Source organism: Streptomyces sp. NPDC048419 (assembly GCF_043200415.1).
Lineage (GTDB): Bacteria > Actinomycetota > Actinomycetes > Streptomycetales > Streptomycetaceae > Streptomyces.
In genome coordinates, this window is record NZ_JBICXT010000007.1 from 13,521 (window position 1) to 28,053 (window position 14,533).

The 14,533-nt window shown below is 71.5% G+C and carries 11 protein-coding genes; 8 read left to right on the plus strand and 3 right to left on the minus strand.

The window, feature by feature from the left end; translation table 11 throughout:
- Positions 1-1,860, minus strand: a complete 1,860-nt coding sequence (locus tag ACGFYN_RS16960; protein ID WP_393866600.1) for an ABC transporter ATP-binding protein — start codon at positions 1,858-1,860, stop codon at positions 1-3.
- Positions 1,857-3,656 carry an ABC transporter ATP-binding protein gene (locus ACGFYN_RS16965; RefSeq protein ID WP_393866601.1) on the minus strand — a complete coding sequence of 600 codons (1,800 nt, stop codon included), beginning with the start codon at positions 3,654-3,656 and terminating at the stop codon, positions 1,857-1,859. Before ACGFYN_RS16965 ends, ACGFYN_RS16960 begins: the two co-directional genes overlap by 4 nt.
- A 145-nt stretch (positions 3,657-3,801) precedes the next feature.
- On the opposite strand from ACGFYN_RS16965, the gene ACGFYN_RS16970 reads away from it, so the two are divergent.
- Genes ACGFYN_RS16970 through ACGFYN_RS16985 form a run of 4 tightly spaced genes read left to right on the plus strand, consistent with a single transcriptional unit; the run spans position 3,802 to position 7,363 of the window.
- On the plus strand, positions 3,802-4,707 hold the full coding sequence (locus ACGFYN_RS16970) for an ABC transporter ATP-binding protein (protein WP_393866602.1): 906 nt from the start codon (positions 3,802-3,804) through the stop codon (positions 4,705-4,707).
- On the plus strand, positions 4,704-5,438 hold the full coding sequence (locus tag ACGFYN_RS16975) for an ABC transporter permease (protein WP_393866603.1): 735 nt from the start codon (positions 4,704-4,706) through the stop codon (positions 5,436-5,438). Before ACGFYN_RS16970 ends, ACGFYN_RS16975 begins: the two co-directional genes overlap by 4 nt.
- A gap of 25 nt (positions 5,439-5,463) precedes the next feature.
- Entirely contained in the window at positions 5,464-6,729 is a 1,266-nt protein-coding gene (locus ACGFYN_RS16980; protein WP_393866604.1) for a sensor histidine kinase, read from the plus strand.
- Positions 6,719-7,363 carry a response regulator gene (locus ACGFYN_RS16985; RefSeq protein WP_393866605.1) on the plus strand — a complete coding sequence of 215 codons (645 nt, stop codon included), beginning with the start codon at positions 6,719-6,721 and terminating at the stop codon, positions 7,361-7,363. The genes ACGFYN_RS16980 and ACGFYN_RS16985 overlap by 11 nt, the downstream gene beginning before the upstream one ends.
- Before the next feature lie 23 nt (positions 7,364-7,386).
- Here the strand turns inward: ACGFYN_RS16985 and glgX are convergent, their stop codons facing one another.
- Positions 7,387-9,639: a glycogen debranching protein GlgX gene (glgX, locus tag ACGFYN_RS16990; protein ID WP_393866606.1), complete on the minus strand. Its 2,253-nt coding sequence runs from the start codon at positions 9,637-9,639 to the stop codon at positions 7,387-7,389.
- A gap of 229 nt (positions 9,640-9,868) precedes the next feature.
- Between glgX and ACGFYN_RS16995 the strand changes: the two genes are divergently transcribed.
- The 4 genes from ACGFYN_RS16995 to ACGFYN_RS17010 all read left to right on the plus strand — a co-directional run bounded on the left by ACGFYN_RS16995 (position 9,869) and on the right by ACGFYN_RS17010 (position 14,495).
- Complete coding sequence (locus ACGFYN_RS16995) at positions 9,869-11,101, plus strand: Ig-like domain-containing protein (RefSeq protein ID WP_393866607.1); 1,233 nt, start codon at positions 9,869-9,871, stop codon at positions 11,099-11,101.
- Positions 11,102-11,266: 165 nt separating this feature from the next.
- Positions 11,267-12,508 carry an Ig-like domain-containing protein gene (locus ACGFYN_RS17000; RefSeq protein ID WP_393866608.1) on the plus strand — a complete coding sequence of 414 codons (1,242 nt, stop codon included), beginning with the start codon at positions 11,267-11,269 and terminating at the stop codon, positions 12,506-12,508.
- A gap of 417 nt (positions 12,509-12,925) precedes the next feature.
- Positions 12,926-13,693, plus strand: a complete 768-nt coding sequence (locus ACGFYN_RS17005) for an enoyl-CoA hydratase/isomerase family protein (protein WP_393866609.1) — start codon at positions 12,926-12,928, stop codon at positions 13,691-13,693.
- Positions 13,694-13,886: 193 nt separating this feature from the next.
- A complete protein-coding gene (locus ACGFYN_RS17010; protein WP_393866839.1) occupies positions 13,887-14,495 on the plus strand; it encodes an ATP-binding protein in 609 nt (202 codons plus the stop codon).
- The last annotated feature ends 38 nt before the right edge of the window (positions 14,496-14,533 follow it).

Sequence of the window (14,533 nt, forward strand, 5' to 3'; positions counted from 1 at the left end):
CTACGCCAGACTGTCGCGCCACGCCCGGTGCAGATCGGCGAACCGCCCGGTGCCCGCGACGAGTTCGGCCGGGCTGCCGTCCTCCACGATCCTGCCGTGCTCCATGACCAGGACCCGGTCCGCGATCTCGACGGTCGACAGACGGTGCGCGATCACGATCGCCGTACGGCCCCGCAGAACCGTCGACATCGCCCGCTGCACGGCCCGTTCGCCCGGGACGTCGAGGGAGCTGGTCGCCTCGTCGAGGATGAGCACAGCCGGGTCGGCCAGCAACGCCCGGGCGAACGCGACGAGTTGGCGCTGACCCGCGGAGATACGGCCGCCCCGCTTGCGTACGTCCGTGTCGTACCCGTCCGGCAGCGCGCCGATGAACTCGTGCGCCCCGATCGCCTTCGCGGCCCGCTCGATCTCCTCGCGGGTCGCGTCCGGGCGGCCGATGGCGATGTTCTCGGCGACCGTGCCGGAGAACAGGAACGCCTCCTGCGTCACCATCACCACCCCGCGCCGCAGTTCGGCCACGGACAGCTCGCGCAGGTCGACGCCGTCCAGCAGGACCCGGCCCGCGGAAGGGTCGTAGAAGCGGGCGAGCAGCTTGGCGAGGGTCGACTTCCCGGCGCCGGTCGAGCCGACCACCGCGACCGTCTGCCCGGCGGGGACGGTGAGGTCGAAGCGGGGCAGGACCTCGCCGCCGGTGCGGTAGCCGAAGCCGACCCCGTCGAAGACGACCCGGCGGCCCGGGTGCTCGCTCTCGAGCGGCGGCAGCTCCACGGGGACCGGCGACTCCGGCACGGACGGGGTCTGCGCGAGCAGTCCGGCGATCTTCTCCAGGGAGGCGGCCGCCGACTGGTACGCGTTCAGGAACATGCCGAGCCGGTCGATGGGGTCGTACAGCCGCCGCAGATACAGCACCGCGCCCGCCAGCACGCCGAGTTCCAGCGAGCCGCCCGCCACCCGGTGGGCGCCCCACAGCACGATGCCCGCGACGGCCGTGTTGGCGACCAGCCGGGAGCCGACCACATAGCGGGCCATCTCCAGCAGGGCGTCGCCGTTGATCCGCTCGTGGCGCCGGTTCAGCACCCGGAAGGCGGCGTCGTTGGCGGCCTCGCGGCGGAAGGCGCGCACCGGCCGGATGCCGTTCATGGTCTCGACGAACTTGACGATGACCGCCGCGATGGCGGTGGACCGCACCCGGTACACCCGTACCGCGCGCCGCTGGTAGACCCGTACGAGCAGGTAGAGCGGCACGAAGGACGCCACCGCCACGGCGCCGAGCCCGAGGTCCAGCCAGAGAAGCATCGCCGAGATGTAGACGAAGGACAGGACGACCGTGATGAGTTCCTGCAGGCCCTCGTTGAGCAGTTCCCTGAGCGACTCCACGTCCGTCGTCGAACGGGAGATCAGGCGCCCGCTCGTGTACCGCTCGTGGAAGTCGATGCTGAGCGCCTGCGCATGGCGGAAGATACGGCCGCGCAGATCGAGCAGCACGTCCTGGCTGACGCGGGCGGAGGCGACGATGAACACGGACTGCAGTCCGCCGGAGATCAGCGCGCACAGCAGATAGCCGACGGCCACCGCGATCAGCGGCCCGTGGTCGTGGTCCCGGAACGCCGGCACGGCCCGGTCGATCGCGTACGCCACCAGCAGCGGGCCCGCCTGCACCGCCGCCTGCTGGAGCAGCAGCAGGAGCGTGGTGAGGGCGACGCGTCCCCTCATCGGGGCGAGCAGGGAGCGCAGCAGCGTGGCGGTGGCGCCCGGGGGTGAGGGCAGCACGTCCCGGTCGAAGGGGTCGCCGGCGTCCTTGGGGCGCGGGAGGTCCGGTTCGTCGTCCGACCTGGGCGCGGACGTGGTCGGAGCCGTCATCGGTCGTCCTCCGCTTCTCCGGTCCCGGACATCAGGTGCGCGTACTCGGCGTTCGTACGCAGGAGTTCGTGGTGTGTGCCTACGGCGGTGATCCGGCCGCCGGAGAGCAGGGCGACCCGGTCGGCGAGCAGGACCGTGGAGGGGCGGTGCGCCACGATGAGGGCGGTGGTGTCCGCCAGCACGTCGCGCAGGGCGGCCTCCACGGCGGCCTCGGTGTGCACGTCCAGCGCCGACAGGGGGTCGTCCAGGACGAGGAACCTCGGCCGGCCGACGACCGCCCTGGCGAGCGCGAGGCGCTGGCGCTGGCCTCCGGAGAGGCTCAGGCCCTGTTCTCCCACCTGGGTGTCCGTGCCCTGGGGGAGGGAGTGGGCGAAGTCCGCCTGGGCGACGGAGAGGGCGCGGTTCAGGTCGGCCGCGCCGGCGGAGTCCTCGGCGCCCATCAGGACGTTGTCCGCGATGGTGGCCGAGAAGAGGGTGGGCTCCTCGAAGGCGACGGCGACCTTCGAGCGCAGCTCTTCGCGGGACATGGCGGTGATGTCCTCGCCGTCCAGCGTGATGTGGCCGGATGTGACCTCGTGGAGGCGGGGGACGAGCGCGGTGAGGGTCGTCTTGCCGCTGCCTGTCGCGCCCACCAGGGCCATGGATTCGCCCGGGCGCACGTGCAGGTCGATCCGGTCGAGGACGGGCGGGGTGCCGGTGGAGGCGTCCGGGTAGCGGAACCGGACCTTGTCGAAGCGAAGTCCGCTGCCCGCGGCGTCCGTCGGGGCCGTGCCCGGCACCGCCGATTCCGGCTGCGCGTCCAGCACCTCGAAATAGCGCTCCGTCGCCGTCGCCGCCTCCTGGCTCATCGCCAGCAGGAAGCCGATGGAGTCGACCGGCCAGCGCAGCGCAAGGGCCGTCGAGAGGAAGGCCACCAGGGTGCCCGGGGAGAGGTCGCCGTCGGCCACCTGGATCGTGCCGAGGACCAGGGCCGCTCCGATCGCCATCTCGGGGAGGGTCACGATGACGCCCCAGATCGTGGCGAGGAGGCCGGCCTTGCGCAGTTCCGTCCCGCGCAGGGTCCGCGCGAGGTCGCGGAAGGCGCGGGCCTGGCTGCGGTGGCGGCCGAAGCCCTTGATGATGCGGATGCCGAGGACGCTCTCCTCGACGACCGTGGTCAGGTCGCCGACCTGGTCCTGCGCGCGCCGCGCCGCGCGGGCGTAGCGCTTCTCGAAGACGGCGCAGGTGACGATCACGGGGACGGCGGGGCCGAGGATCACCAGCCCCAGGGTCCAGTCCTGAAGCAGCATGATGATCACGCCGACCAGGATCGTCACGCCGTTGACCAGTAGGAACGTCATCGGGAAGGCGAGGAACTGGCGCAGCAGCATCAGGTCCGTCGTGCCGCGCGACAGCAGCTGGCCGGAGGCCCAGCGGTCGTGGAAGGCGACCGGCAGGCGCTGCAGATGCCGGTACAGATCCGCGCGCATGCCCGCCTCGACGCTCGACAGCGGCCGCGCCACGAGCCAGCGCCGCAGTCCGAACAGCAGGGCCTCCGCGACGCCGAGGAGCAGCAGGTAGAGCGCGCCGAGCCAGACGCCCGCCGGGTCCCGGTGGGCGACGGGGCCGTCGACCATCCACTTCAGGACGAGCGGGATCACCAGCCCCGTGCACGAGGCGATGACGGCGACGAACGCGGCCGTGAACAGCCGTGCCCGCACGGGCCGCACATACGGCCACAGGCGCAGCAGCGTGCGTACGGCGGATCGTTCGGTGCTCTCCCCGGGGTCTTCTGCGGCGGCGCGTGTAGTGGGCATCGGATGTGAGCCTACGGACCGGCACTGACAACGCCCAGCGAGTTTTGGCCGGTGCGGTCGTACCCCGGCATCAACCGATCGGCTGATGCCGCTTCGAGCGCGACGGCCGATGTGGCGGACCACGGCTTCCCGGGACTCTGATGCCATGCCTGTCATCGAAGTCACCGATCTGCGCAAGTCCTACGGGGGCCGGCCCGTCGTCGACGGCGTCTCCTTCGCCGTCGAGGAGGGCGAGATCTTCGGCATCCTCGGCCCGAACGGCGCCGGCAAGACCACGACCGTCGAGTGCGTCGAGGGGTTGCGCGTCCCGGACGCGGGCAGCGTCCGCGTCACCGGCCTCGACCCCGTCGCCGACCACGCCCGCGTGTCCCGCGTCCTCGGCGCCCAGCTCCAGCAGAGCGAGCTCCAGGCCAAGCTCACCGTCCGCGAGGCGCTGGAGCTGTACGCCTCCTTCTACCCGAGCCCGCTCGACTGGGCGCCGCTCGCCGAACGCCTGGGCCTGACCGCCAAACTGACCACCCGGTTCGCCAGGCTCTCCGGCGGCCAGAAGCAGCGCCTGTTCATCGCGCTCGCCCTGATCGGCAACCCCCGGATCGTCGTCCTCGACGAGCTCACCACCGGCCTGGACCCGCGGGCGCGCCGGGACACCTGGCAGCTGATCGAGGACGTCCGGGCCGGCGGCGTCACCGTCCTGCTCGTCACCCACTTCATGGAGGAGGCGCAGCGGCTGTGCGACCGGATCGCCGTGATCGACAAGGGGAGGGTGGCCGCGCTGGACACCCCGTCCGGACTGATCCGGCGCTCGGCGGGCTCCACCGTCATCAGCTTCACCCCGTCCGCGCCGCTGGACGACCGTGACCTCAACGCGCTGCCCGAACTCGCCTCCGTCGAGCACCGGGACGGCCGCATCACCCTGGCCGGCACGGACGAGACGGTCAACGCCGTCATCACCCTGCTCGCCCGCCACCGCGTCACCGCCCACCAGCTCCGTGTCGTGGACGCCACGCTCGACGACGCGTTCCTCGACCTGACGAAGGAGACAGCGGCATGAGCACCGCCGTACTGAGGACCGAGGTCCGCCTCTTCCGCCGCGAACCCGGCGCCATCTTCTGGATCCTGCTCTTCCCGACCCTGCTGCTGCTGATCCTCGGCTCGATCCCGTCCTTCCGGCAGCACCAGGACGACCTCGGCGGCCTGCGCACCATCGACGCCTACGTCCCGGTGGCCGTGCTGCTCGGCCTGATCGTCGGCGGCCTGCAGTCCATGCCGCAGGCCCTGACCGGCTACCGGGAGCGCGGCATCCTGCGCCGGACGGCCACCACGCCCGTCCGCCCGGTCTCCCTGCTGTCCGCGCAGATGGTGGTGTTCGGCGCCGCCTCCCTCGTGTCGGCGCTGCTGGTCCTCGTCGTCGGGCGGCTCGCCTACGACGTACGGCTGCCGGATCAGGGCTTCGGATACGTCCTCGCCCTGCTGCTCGCCGTCCTGGTCTCCCTCGCGCTCGGATCGGTGGTGTCGGCGCTGTCCCGTACGACGAAGATCGCGGGTGCGATCGGGTCCGCGGTGTTCTTCCCGTCGATGTTCTGCGCGGGCGTGTGGCTGCCGGTGCAGGCGATGCCGCATCTGCTCGGGAAGATCGTGGGCTACACGCCCTTCGGCGCGGCCGCACAGGCCCTCAACCAGGCGGCCGCCGGGCACTGGCCGGGCTGGAGCCACCTGGGCGTGCTGGCGCTGTGGATCCTGCTGCTGACGGGCGCGGCAACCCGCTGGTTCCGCTGGGAGTAGGTGGCCGGCCGTGCAGACTGGGGACATGACCGTGGTGGACAGGCACCTGGACCGGCGCTGGGAGCAGTTTCACACCTGGGGGCCGTACGGGCTGCTCGGCGTCAGTGTCGTCCTCGCGTTCGCCACCGCCGACCCGCATGCGCCCCCGGCCAAGTGGTACGCCGCCTGGATCCTGATCGCCGCCGCGGTCGCGCTCCAGCTGGCGTGGCACAGCACCCGGCCCCGCGGGTCCGACCGCCGCCGGACGCCGTCCCGCACCGGGACGGCGTACTACGGCGCCCGCTGGGCCCTCGCCTTCGGCCTCACCTACCTCAACCCGTTCTTCGCGTTCTACGCCGCCACCGGCTACATGGACGCCGACGAGACCCTGCCCGGCAGGTGGCACCGGCTCGGGCTGCTCGCGAGCGCGGTCACCGTGGCCGGCGCGCAGGCCGGTGGGATCCCGTTCCACGGCGCACTCCAGTGGACCGTCTTCGCCGCGCTCCTGGTCGCCAACTCCGGTCTGCAGATGGTGGTCGCCCACCTCACCGAGCAGGAGGCGCAGCGGGCCCGCGAGCGCACCGCGACCATCGCCGAACTGGAGAGCACCAACACGGCCTTGCAACAGGCCCTCGACGAGAACGCCGCCCTGCACGCCCAACTGCTGGTCCAGGCACGGGAGGCCGGGGTCGCCGACGAGCGGCGGCGGCTGGCCGCCGAGATCCACGACACCATCGCCCAGGGCCTCACCGGGATCATCGCCCAGCTCCAGGTCGTCGTGAACACGCCCGACCGGGACCAGGCCCGCGAGCACACCGGCCGCGCCATGGAGCTGGCCCGGCACAGCCTCGGCGAGGCCCGCCGCTCCGTGCACAACCTGGCGCCGGTGGCGCTGGAGAACGACGGGCTGCCCGAGGCGCTGAAGAAGACGGTCGCCGAATGGGGCGAACGGACGGGCGTACGAGCCGAGTTCACGGTGACCGGCACCGCGGAACAGCTCCACGAGGAGGTCTCGGCCACCCTCCTGCGCATCGTCCAGGAAGCCCTGTCCAACGCGGCCCGGCACGCGCACGCCACCCGCGTCGGCGTCACCCTCTCCTTCACCGGCGACGAGGTCCTCCTCGACATCCGCGACGACGGCACCGGCTTCGACCCCCTGGCGCTGCCCGCCCGCACCAGCGCCGGCGGCTTCGGCCTGGACGGCATGCGGGCCCGCGCCGAACGCATCGCCGGCTCGCTGGCCGTGGAGTCCGAACCGGGGCACGGCACGGCGCTGTCGGCTCGCGTACCGTTGGTCCGCCATGACCAGTGACGCCCTGATCTCCCTGCTGATCGTCGACGACCATCCCGTCGTACGGGACGGCCTGCGCGGCATGTTCGACGCGGCCCCCGGGTTCACCGTCCTCGGCGAGGCCGCCAACGGCGTCGAGGCGCTGGAGCGGGCCGCCGCCCTCGACCCGGACGTGATCCTCATGGACCTGCGCATGCCGGGCGGCGGCGGAGTCGACGCCATCAAGGAGCTCGCCCGCCGCGGCGCCCGTGCCAAGGTCCTCGTGCTGACCACGTACGACACCGACTCCGACACCCTGCCCGCGATCGAGGCGGGCGCGACGGGCTATCTGCTCAAGGACGCCCCGCGCGACGAGCTGTTCACCGCCGTGCGCGCGGCGGCCGACGGCCGCACGGTGCTGTCCCCGGCCGTCGCCTCCCGCCTGGTCTCCGCGGTCCGCTCGCCCCGCACCCCCGGCGGTGAGCCGCTCTCCGCCCGCGAACGCGAGGTCCTCGCCCTGGTCGCCAAGGGCACCTCCAACCGGGAGATCGCCCGCGAGCTGTTCATCAGCGAGGCGACCGTGAAGACCCATCTCACGCACCTCTACACCAAGTTGGCCGTGAGCGACCGCGCGGCGGCGGTGGCAACGGCGTACGAGCGCGGGATCCTCGGCTAGGGACTCCCGCAACAGGCCCTGGCTCAGTCGGCCGCCGACACCTTCAGCAGCAGGACCGCTCGTGCCGGCACCGTGATCGACGTGCCCGACCGGTGCACCACCCCCGGCTCCTCGGCCTGGGCCTCGCACGAGGTGTCGACCACGACCTCGTACCGCTCGGCCCACGGTGGCCCGGGCAGTACGAAGGCCGCCGGCCGGTCGCCGGCGTGCAGGACGGCGAGGAAGCTGTCGTCGAGGACCGGGTCGCCGAGTTCGTCGCGGCCGGGGATGTCCCGTCCGGAGAGGTACATGCCCAGCGTGGCGGCCGGCGCGTACCAGTCCCGCTCCGTCATCTCCGTGCCGCGCGCGGTGAACCAGGCGAGGTCGCGCAGACCGTCCGCGGAGTGCGCCCGGCCGGAGAAGAAGGCGCGGCGGCGGAGCACCGGGTGCCGGTGGCGCAGGGCGATCAGCCGGGCCGTGAGGTCGAACAGGGCCTTCCAGCCCGGCTCTTCGAGCAGCCCCCAGTCCAGCCAGCTGATCTCGTTGTCCTGGCAGTACGCGTTGTTGCTGCCGCGCTGGGTGCGCCCCAGTTCGTCGCCCGCGACCAGCATCGGCACGCCCGTCGACAGCAGCAGCGTGGTCAGCAGGTTCCTGAGCTGGCGGCGCCTGAGGCCCCGTACCCGCTCGTCGGGCGTCTCGCCCTCGGCGCCGCAGTTCCACGACCGGTTGTCGTCCGTGCCGTCCCGGTTGCCCTCGCCGTTCGCCTCGTTGTGCTTGCGCTCGTAGGACACCAGGTCGCGCAGGGTGAAACCGTCGTGCGCGGTGACGAAGTTGACCGAGGCGTACGGCCGCCGGCCGCCCCACGCGTACAGGTCGCTGGAGCCCGACAGGCGGTAGCCCAGGTCCCGTACGTCCGGCAGGGCGCCCCGCCAGAAGTCCCGTACGGCGTTGCGGTACCGGTCGTTCCACTCCGTCCACAGGGGCGGGAACGCACCCACCTGGTAGCCGCCGGAGCCGACGTCCCACGGCTCGGCGATCAGCTTCACGCGCCGGAGCACCGGGTCCTGCGCGATGACCGCGAGGAACGGGGAGAGCATGTCGACGTCGTGCATCGAACGGGCCAGCGCGGCGGCCAGGTCGAAGCGGAAGCCGTCCACGCCCATCTCCGTCACCCAGTAGCGCAGGGAGTCGGTGATCAGGCGGAGCACGTGCGGCTGCACTACGTGCAGGGTGTTGCCGCAGCCGGTGTAGTCGGCGTAGCGCCGCGCGTCGGACTGGAGCCGGTAGTAGCCGCGGTTGTCGATGCCCTTCAGGGAGAGCGTCGGGCCCAGTTCGCTCGCCTCCGCCGTGTGGTTGTAGACCACGTCGAGGACGACCTCGATGCCGGCCGCGTGCAGTGCGCGGACCATGCGCTTGAACTCGCCGACCTGCCGGCCCGTCGTGCCGGACGCGGCGTACGCGGCGTGCGGGGCGAAGTAGCCGATGGAGTTGTAGCCCCAGTAGTTCTTCAGGCCGCGGCGCAGCAGGTGGTCCTCGTGCGCGAACTGGTGGACGGGCAGCAGCTCGACGGCCGTGACGCCCAGCCGGACCAGGTGCTCGACGGCGGCGGGATGCGCCAACCCCGCGTAGGTGCCGCGCAGTTCCTCGGGAATGCCGGGGTGCAGTTTGGTGAAGCCCTTGACGTGCAGCTCGTAGATGACCGAGTCCGCCCAGGGTGTCTTCGGGCGGCGGTCGTCGGCCCAGTCGTCGTCATCGTGGACCACGACGCCCTTGGGGACGTACGGCGCCGAGTCGCGGTCGTCGCGGACGGTGTCGGCGACATGCTGCTGCGGCCAGTCCCGCACATGCCCGTACACCTCCGGCGGCAGGCTGAAGTCGCCGTCCACCGCGCGCGCGTACGGGTCCAGGAGCAGCTTCGCCGGGTTCCAGCGGCCGCCGGTCCACGGGTCCCAGCGGCCGTGCACCCGGTAGCCGTACCGCTGCCCGGGCATCACGCCCGGCACGAAGCCGTGCCAGATCTCGTGGGTGAGCTCGGTCAGCCGCGCGCGCGTCTCCTTGCCGTGCTCGTCGAACAGGCACAGCTCCACCGCCTCGGCCCCGCCCGCCCACAGCGCGAAGTTGGTGCCCGCCACCCCGTCCTGGCCGACCCGGAACCTCGCTCCGAGGGGCGTCGGCGCACCCGGCCGCACCGGCACGCCCGGCACCCTCCGGGGCGCGCCGTTGACCACGGCGGCCGGGTGTTCGCCCCCTTCGGCCTGCCCGTCGGCCACCGCCTCCTGCTCGGCTGCGCTGGACACCTGTCCGCCTCCCACGGCTCGTGGAACGACCTGGAAAGAGAGCGCACGGCGTCCCGGCCGCGGCTCCCCATCGCGTCGTCCTCCCCACTGTTCTGCCCAGAGCGTGGCCAAACGACCCGAGGCAAGTGCGGGTGCGGCGCCGCGGACGACCGAGGACCCGGTGTGGCATCTCCGGGCGGAGCGCACCGCGCCCACGTTTCCCGGGGCGGGCATGGTCGTTGGGCAGCACGTGAGGCAAGGACAAGGGCGCGCACGGCGCGCAGGGGCCGCGCTGGCCGCCGTACTGACATGGGCAGGGCTGCTGGCCGGAGCCGCCGGCTGTACTTCGGACGGGTCGGGCGGGAGCGACATCGGCGAGGTCCTCGGCAAGGCCCCCGCCCCCGAGGACGTCATCCGCATCTCCCCGGACGACGGGAGCAAGGACGTCCGGCCGGGCCGCAGGCTCGTCGTGCGGGTGCCCAGCGGCCGTCTGGAGTCGGTGAAGGTCGTCAGGTCCCAGGACGCACAGGACTCCGCGGTGCCCGGCCGCGTCTCCGCGGACGGCCTGCGCTGGGAACCCGCGGAGCCCCGGCTGTCGCTGGCCGCCAAGTACACGGTCGACGCGGTGGCCCTGGACGGCCACGGACGCCGCTCGGCACGGCACACGACGTTCACCACGTACGTCCCCGACGAGCGCTTCATCGGCTACGTCACCCCGGAGAACCGCTCCACGGTCGGCACCGGAATGATCGTCTCGCTGGAGTTCAACCGGGAGATCGCGAACCGCGCCGCCGTTGAGCGCGCCGTCCGCGTCAGCGCGAAGCCCGCCGTGGAGGTCCGCCCGCACTGGTTCGGCAACGCCCGCCTCGACTTCCGCCCGGAGCGGTACTGGAAGCCCGGCACCCAGGTCACCGTCTCCCTCAGTCTCCGCGACGTCGAGGGGGCCCGCGGTGTCTACGGGCTCCAGTACAAGACCTTCTCCTTCACCGTCGGCCGCAGCCAGGTCTCACTGGTGGACGCGGCCGCCCACACCATGCAGGTACGGCGGAGCGGCGCGCTGCTGGCCACCGTGCCGATCACCGCCGGAGCGCCCAAACACACCACCTACAACGGGAAGATGGTGGTGATGGAGATGCTCGACATGACCCGCATGAACAGCCGCACGGTGGGCTTCGGCGGCGAGTACGACATCCCGGACGTCCCGCACGCGCTGCGCCTGACCGACTCCGGCACCTTCCTGCACGGCAACTACTGGGCGCCGAACGCCCCCGGGCACATCAACGTCAGCCATGGATGCGTGGGGCTCAGGGACGTGAAGGGCGGCAGCTCCGAGACCCCGGCCGGCTGGTTCTTCGACCGCAGCCTCGTCGGGGACGTGGTCCAGGTCGTCAACAGCAATGACAAAAAGGTCGCTCCCGACAACGGCCTCGGAGGGTGGAATATGGGATGGAAGGAGTGGAAGGCGGGCGGCGTGGTCAAGTAACCGGTGAGGAGGCGGGGATTGAGCCAGGCGCGAGGAACGATGTTGCGACTGAACGGTGACCTTCACCTGACACGATCCCTAAAACCTTGCGGTTAATATGCGCCAATGCGCGCGTGAAACGCGCCGGGGCGCGGGCCCGACCAGGCCCGGCGAGGGGAGAACAACTTGAACGTGCGGCCGATATCGGGGGCGTCGGTTGACGCGAGCGGGCGCCGGCGCCGGGGGGTGCCGGCACTCATATCCGGAGTGCTGCTGCTGGCCCTGACCGCGTGCGGCGGGGGAGGCTCGAGCGCCGGATCAGCGGGCGACGGCAAGGCCAAGGGGGCGGACGCGGCGCAGACCAAGCAGTCGGAAGCCGTCGTCACCATCAGCCCCAAGAGCGGTGCGAAGTCCGTGGACACGACCGGCGCGCTGAAGGTGAGTGCCGGCAAGGGCAAGCTGACCGCCGTCGAGGTCAAGGACGACAAGGGCGCGAAGATAGCCGGGGACATCACCGCGGGCGGCACCAGCTGGACGCCCGCCACGCACCTGGCGGCGTCCACCAAGTACACGGTGCACGCGGTCGCCAAGGACGCCGAGGGGCGCGAGGCGGCGGAGGACTCGACCTTCACCACCCTCACCCCGCAGAACACCTTCGTCGGCAACTTCACCCCCGAGGACGGCTCCACGGTGGGTGTCGGAATGCCGTTCTCCGTCCGCTTCACCCGGGGCATCACCCACCCCGCGGACGTCGAGAAGGCCATCAGCATCAAGACCGAGCCGGCCGTCGACGTCGAGGGCCACTGGTTCGGCAACGACCGCCTCGACTTCCGTCCGGAGAAGTACTGGGCGTCCGGTACGAAGGTCACCGTGAAGCTGAACCTCGACGGCGTCGAGGGCCGCAAGGGCGTCTACGGCAAGCAGGCCAAGACGATCAAGTTCACCATCGGCCGCAACCAGGTCTCGGTCGTCGACGCCAAGACCCACAAGATGAAGGTCACCCAGGACGGCAAGGTCGTCAAGACCCTGCCCATCACCACCGGCAAGCCCGGCTACGAGACCTGGAACGGCCAGATGGTCATCAGCGAGCGGCTCCGGGTGACCCGTATGAACGGCGAGACGGTCGGCTACGGCGGTGAGTACGACATCAAGGACGTCCCCGACGCGATGCGCCTGACCGACTCGGGCACCTTCATCCACGGCAACTACTGGGCCGGCGGCGCCTTCGGCAACTACAACGCCAGCCACGGCTGCGTCGGCCTGCGCGACGTGCGTGGCGGCTACGACCGCAAGGTGCCCGCGGGCTGGTTCTTCGACCACTCGATCATCGGCGACGTGGTGGTCGTCAAGCGCTCCCACGACCAGACGGTCGACCCGGCCAACGGCCTCAACGGCTGGAACATGTCCTGGGACAAGTGGAAGTCGTAGACCTCCCCTGACCACGGAATGCGATGTACGGCCCCGGTGTGAGGTACTGCACCGGGGCCGTTGCCGTCAGCCCCCGTGCTGTGTCTGTCTGGGGGGCGCCCCCCGGGCCCCCGGCCGAGTGTGGGCGAGGGCACCGGTCCAGTTGCCGTTAGCCCCCGTGCTGTGTCTGTCTGGGGGGCGACCCCCAGGCCCCCGGCCGAGTGTGGGCGAGGGCACCGGGGCCGTTGCCGTCAGCCCCCGTGCTGTGTCTGTCTGGGGGGCGCCCCCCGGGCCCCCGGCCGAGTGTGGGCGAGGGCACCGGTCCAGTTGCCGTTAGCCCCCGTGCTGTGTCTGTCTGGGGGGCGACCCCCAGGCCCCCGGCCGAGTGTGAGCGACGGCACCGGTCCAGTTGCCGTTAGCCCCCGTTAACCTGCCTTCATGACCGTGAATCTCGAAGTCGCCGAAGGTGTCGGCACCATCCGCCTCGACCGTCCGCCGATGAACGCGCTGGACGTCGCCACGCAGGACCGACTGAAGGAACTCGCCGAGGAGGCGACCCGGCGCGACGACGTACGGGCCGTGATCGTCTACGGCGGGGAGAAGGTGTTCGCGGCGGGCGCGGACATCAAGGAGATGCAGAACATGGACCACGCCGCGATGGTCGTGCGTTCCCGCGCCCTGCAGGACTCGTTCACGGCCGTGGCCCGTATCCCCAAGCCGGTGGTGGCGGCCATCACGGGCTACGCGCTCGGCGGCGGCTGCGAGTTGGCGCTCTGCGCGGACTACCGGATCGCGGCGGAGAACGCCAAGTTGGGACAGCCCGAGATCCTGCTGGGCCTGATCCCGGGCGCGGGCGGCACCCAGCGGCTGTCCCGTCTGGTCGGCCCGTCGAAGGCCAAGGACCTGATCTTCACGGGCCGGATGGTCAAGGCGGACGAGGCGCTGACGCTGGGCCTGGTGGACCGCGTGGTGCCGGCCGAGGAGGTCTACACGGCCGCGCACGAGTGGGCTGCCAAGCTCGCGCAGGGCCCGGCCATCGCCCTCCGGGCCGCCAAGGAGTCCATCGACACTGGTCTGGAGACGGACATCGAGACCGGGCTGGCCGTCGAACGGAACTGGTTCGCGGGCCTGTTCGCGACCGAGGACCGCGAGCGCGGGATGCGGAGCTTCGTGGAGGAGGGGCCGGGAAAGGCGAAGTTCCTCTGAACCTCCGCACCGCATGAACCTGTGAACCTCCGCGGAACCACTTGCAATTGACGCGATGTCTGATCCGGGTCCCTCGATGGGGCGGTTTATGGCAGCCTTAAGGCAACCTTAAGCCTGGCTCGTCGAGGGAGACCGTCGATTGCCATCAGCGGAGCCTTCACCGCAGGCCGGACAGGCTGCCGACACCCCCAAACTGCCTTTGGCATATGCCGAACCGACCATTCGGAATGATGAGTTCCGGGGGGCGTATTCCCCCGGAACGGCCCCGAAGGGCCCTTCGGGCGGCCATGATGGGGGCATGGCGGGGCTGGAGGGCATGGAACAGCCGCGGGGACACGGCCGTGTGACGGCGGCGCGTTGGTCGCCCGCGGTCGAGGACGAACAGGCGCTCAAGGCGCTCGAGTTGTTCGGCAACCCGACCGAGGCGGAGGTTCCGCTGCCGTCGCGCCCGGAGTCCGCCGCCACCGCCCGCCGGCTCACCCAGGTCGTGGTCCTCAGGCACTGGGGCCTCACGCCCAAGATGACCGAGGACGCCGTTCTGCTCGTCTCCGAACTCGTCGGCAACGCAGTCCGCCACACCGGCGCCCGCACCTTCGGTCTGCGGATGCGCCGCCGCCGGGGCTGGATCCGCATCGAGATCCGCGACCCCTCCCGGGGCCTGCCCTGCCTGATGCCGGTGCAGGAGCTGGACGTCAGCGGGCGGGGCCTGTTCCTGGTCGACAAGCTCTCCGACCGCTGGGGGGTCGACCTGCTGCCGCGCGGCAAGACGACCTGGTTCGAGATGAGAGTGGCGGACCGCTAGGACGCGACTCGAACGATGTCCCCTGATCGGATGAATCG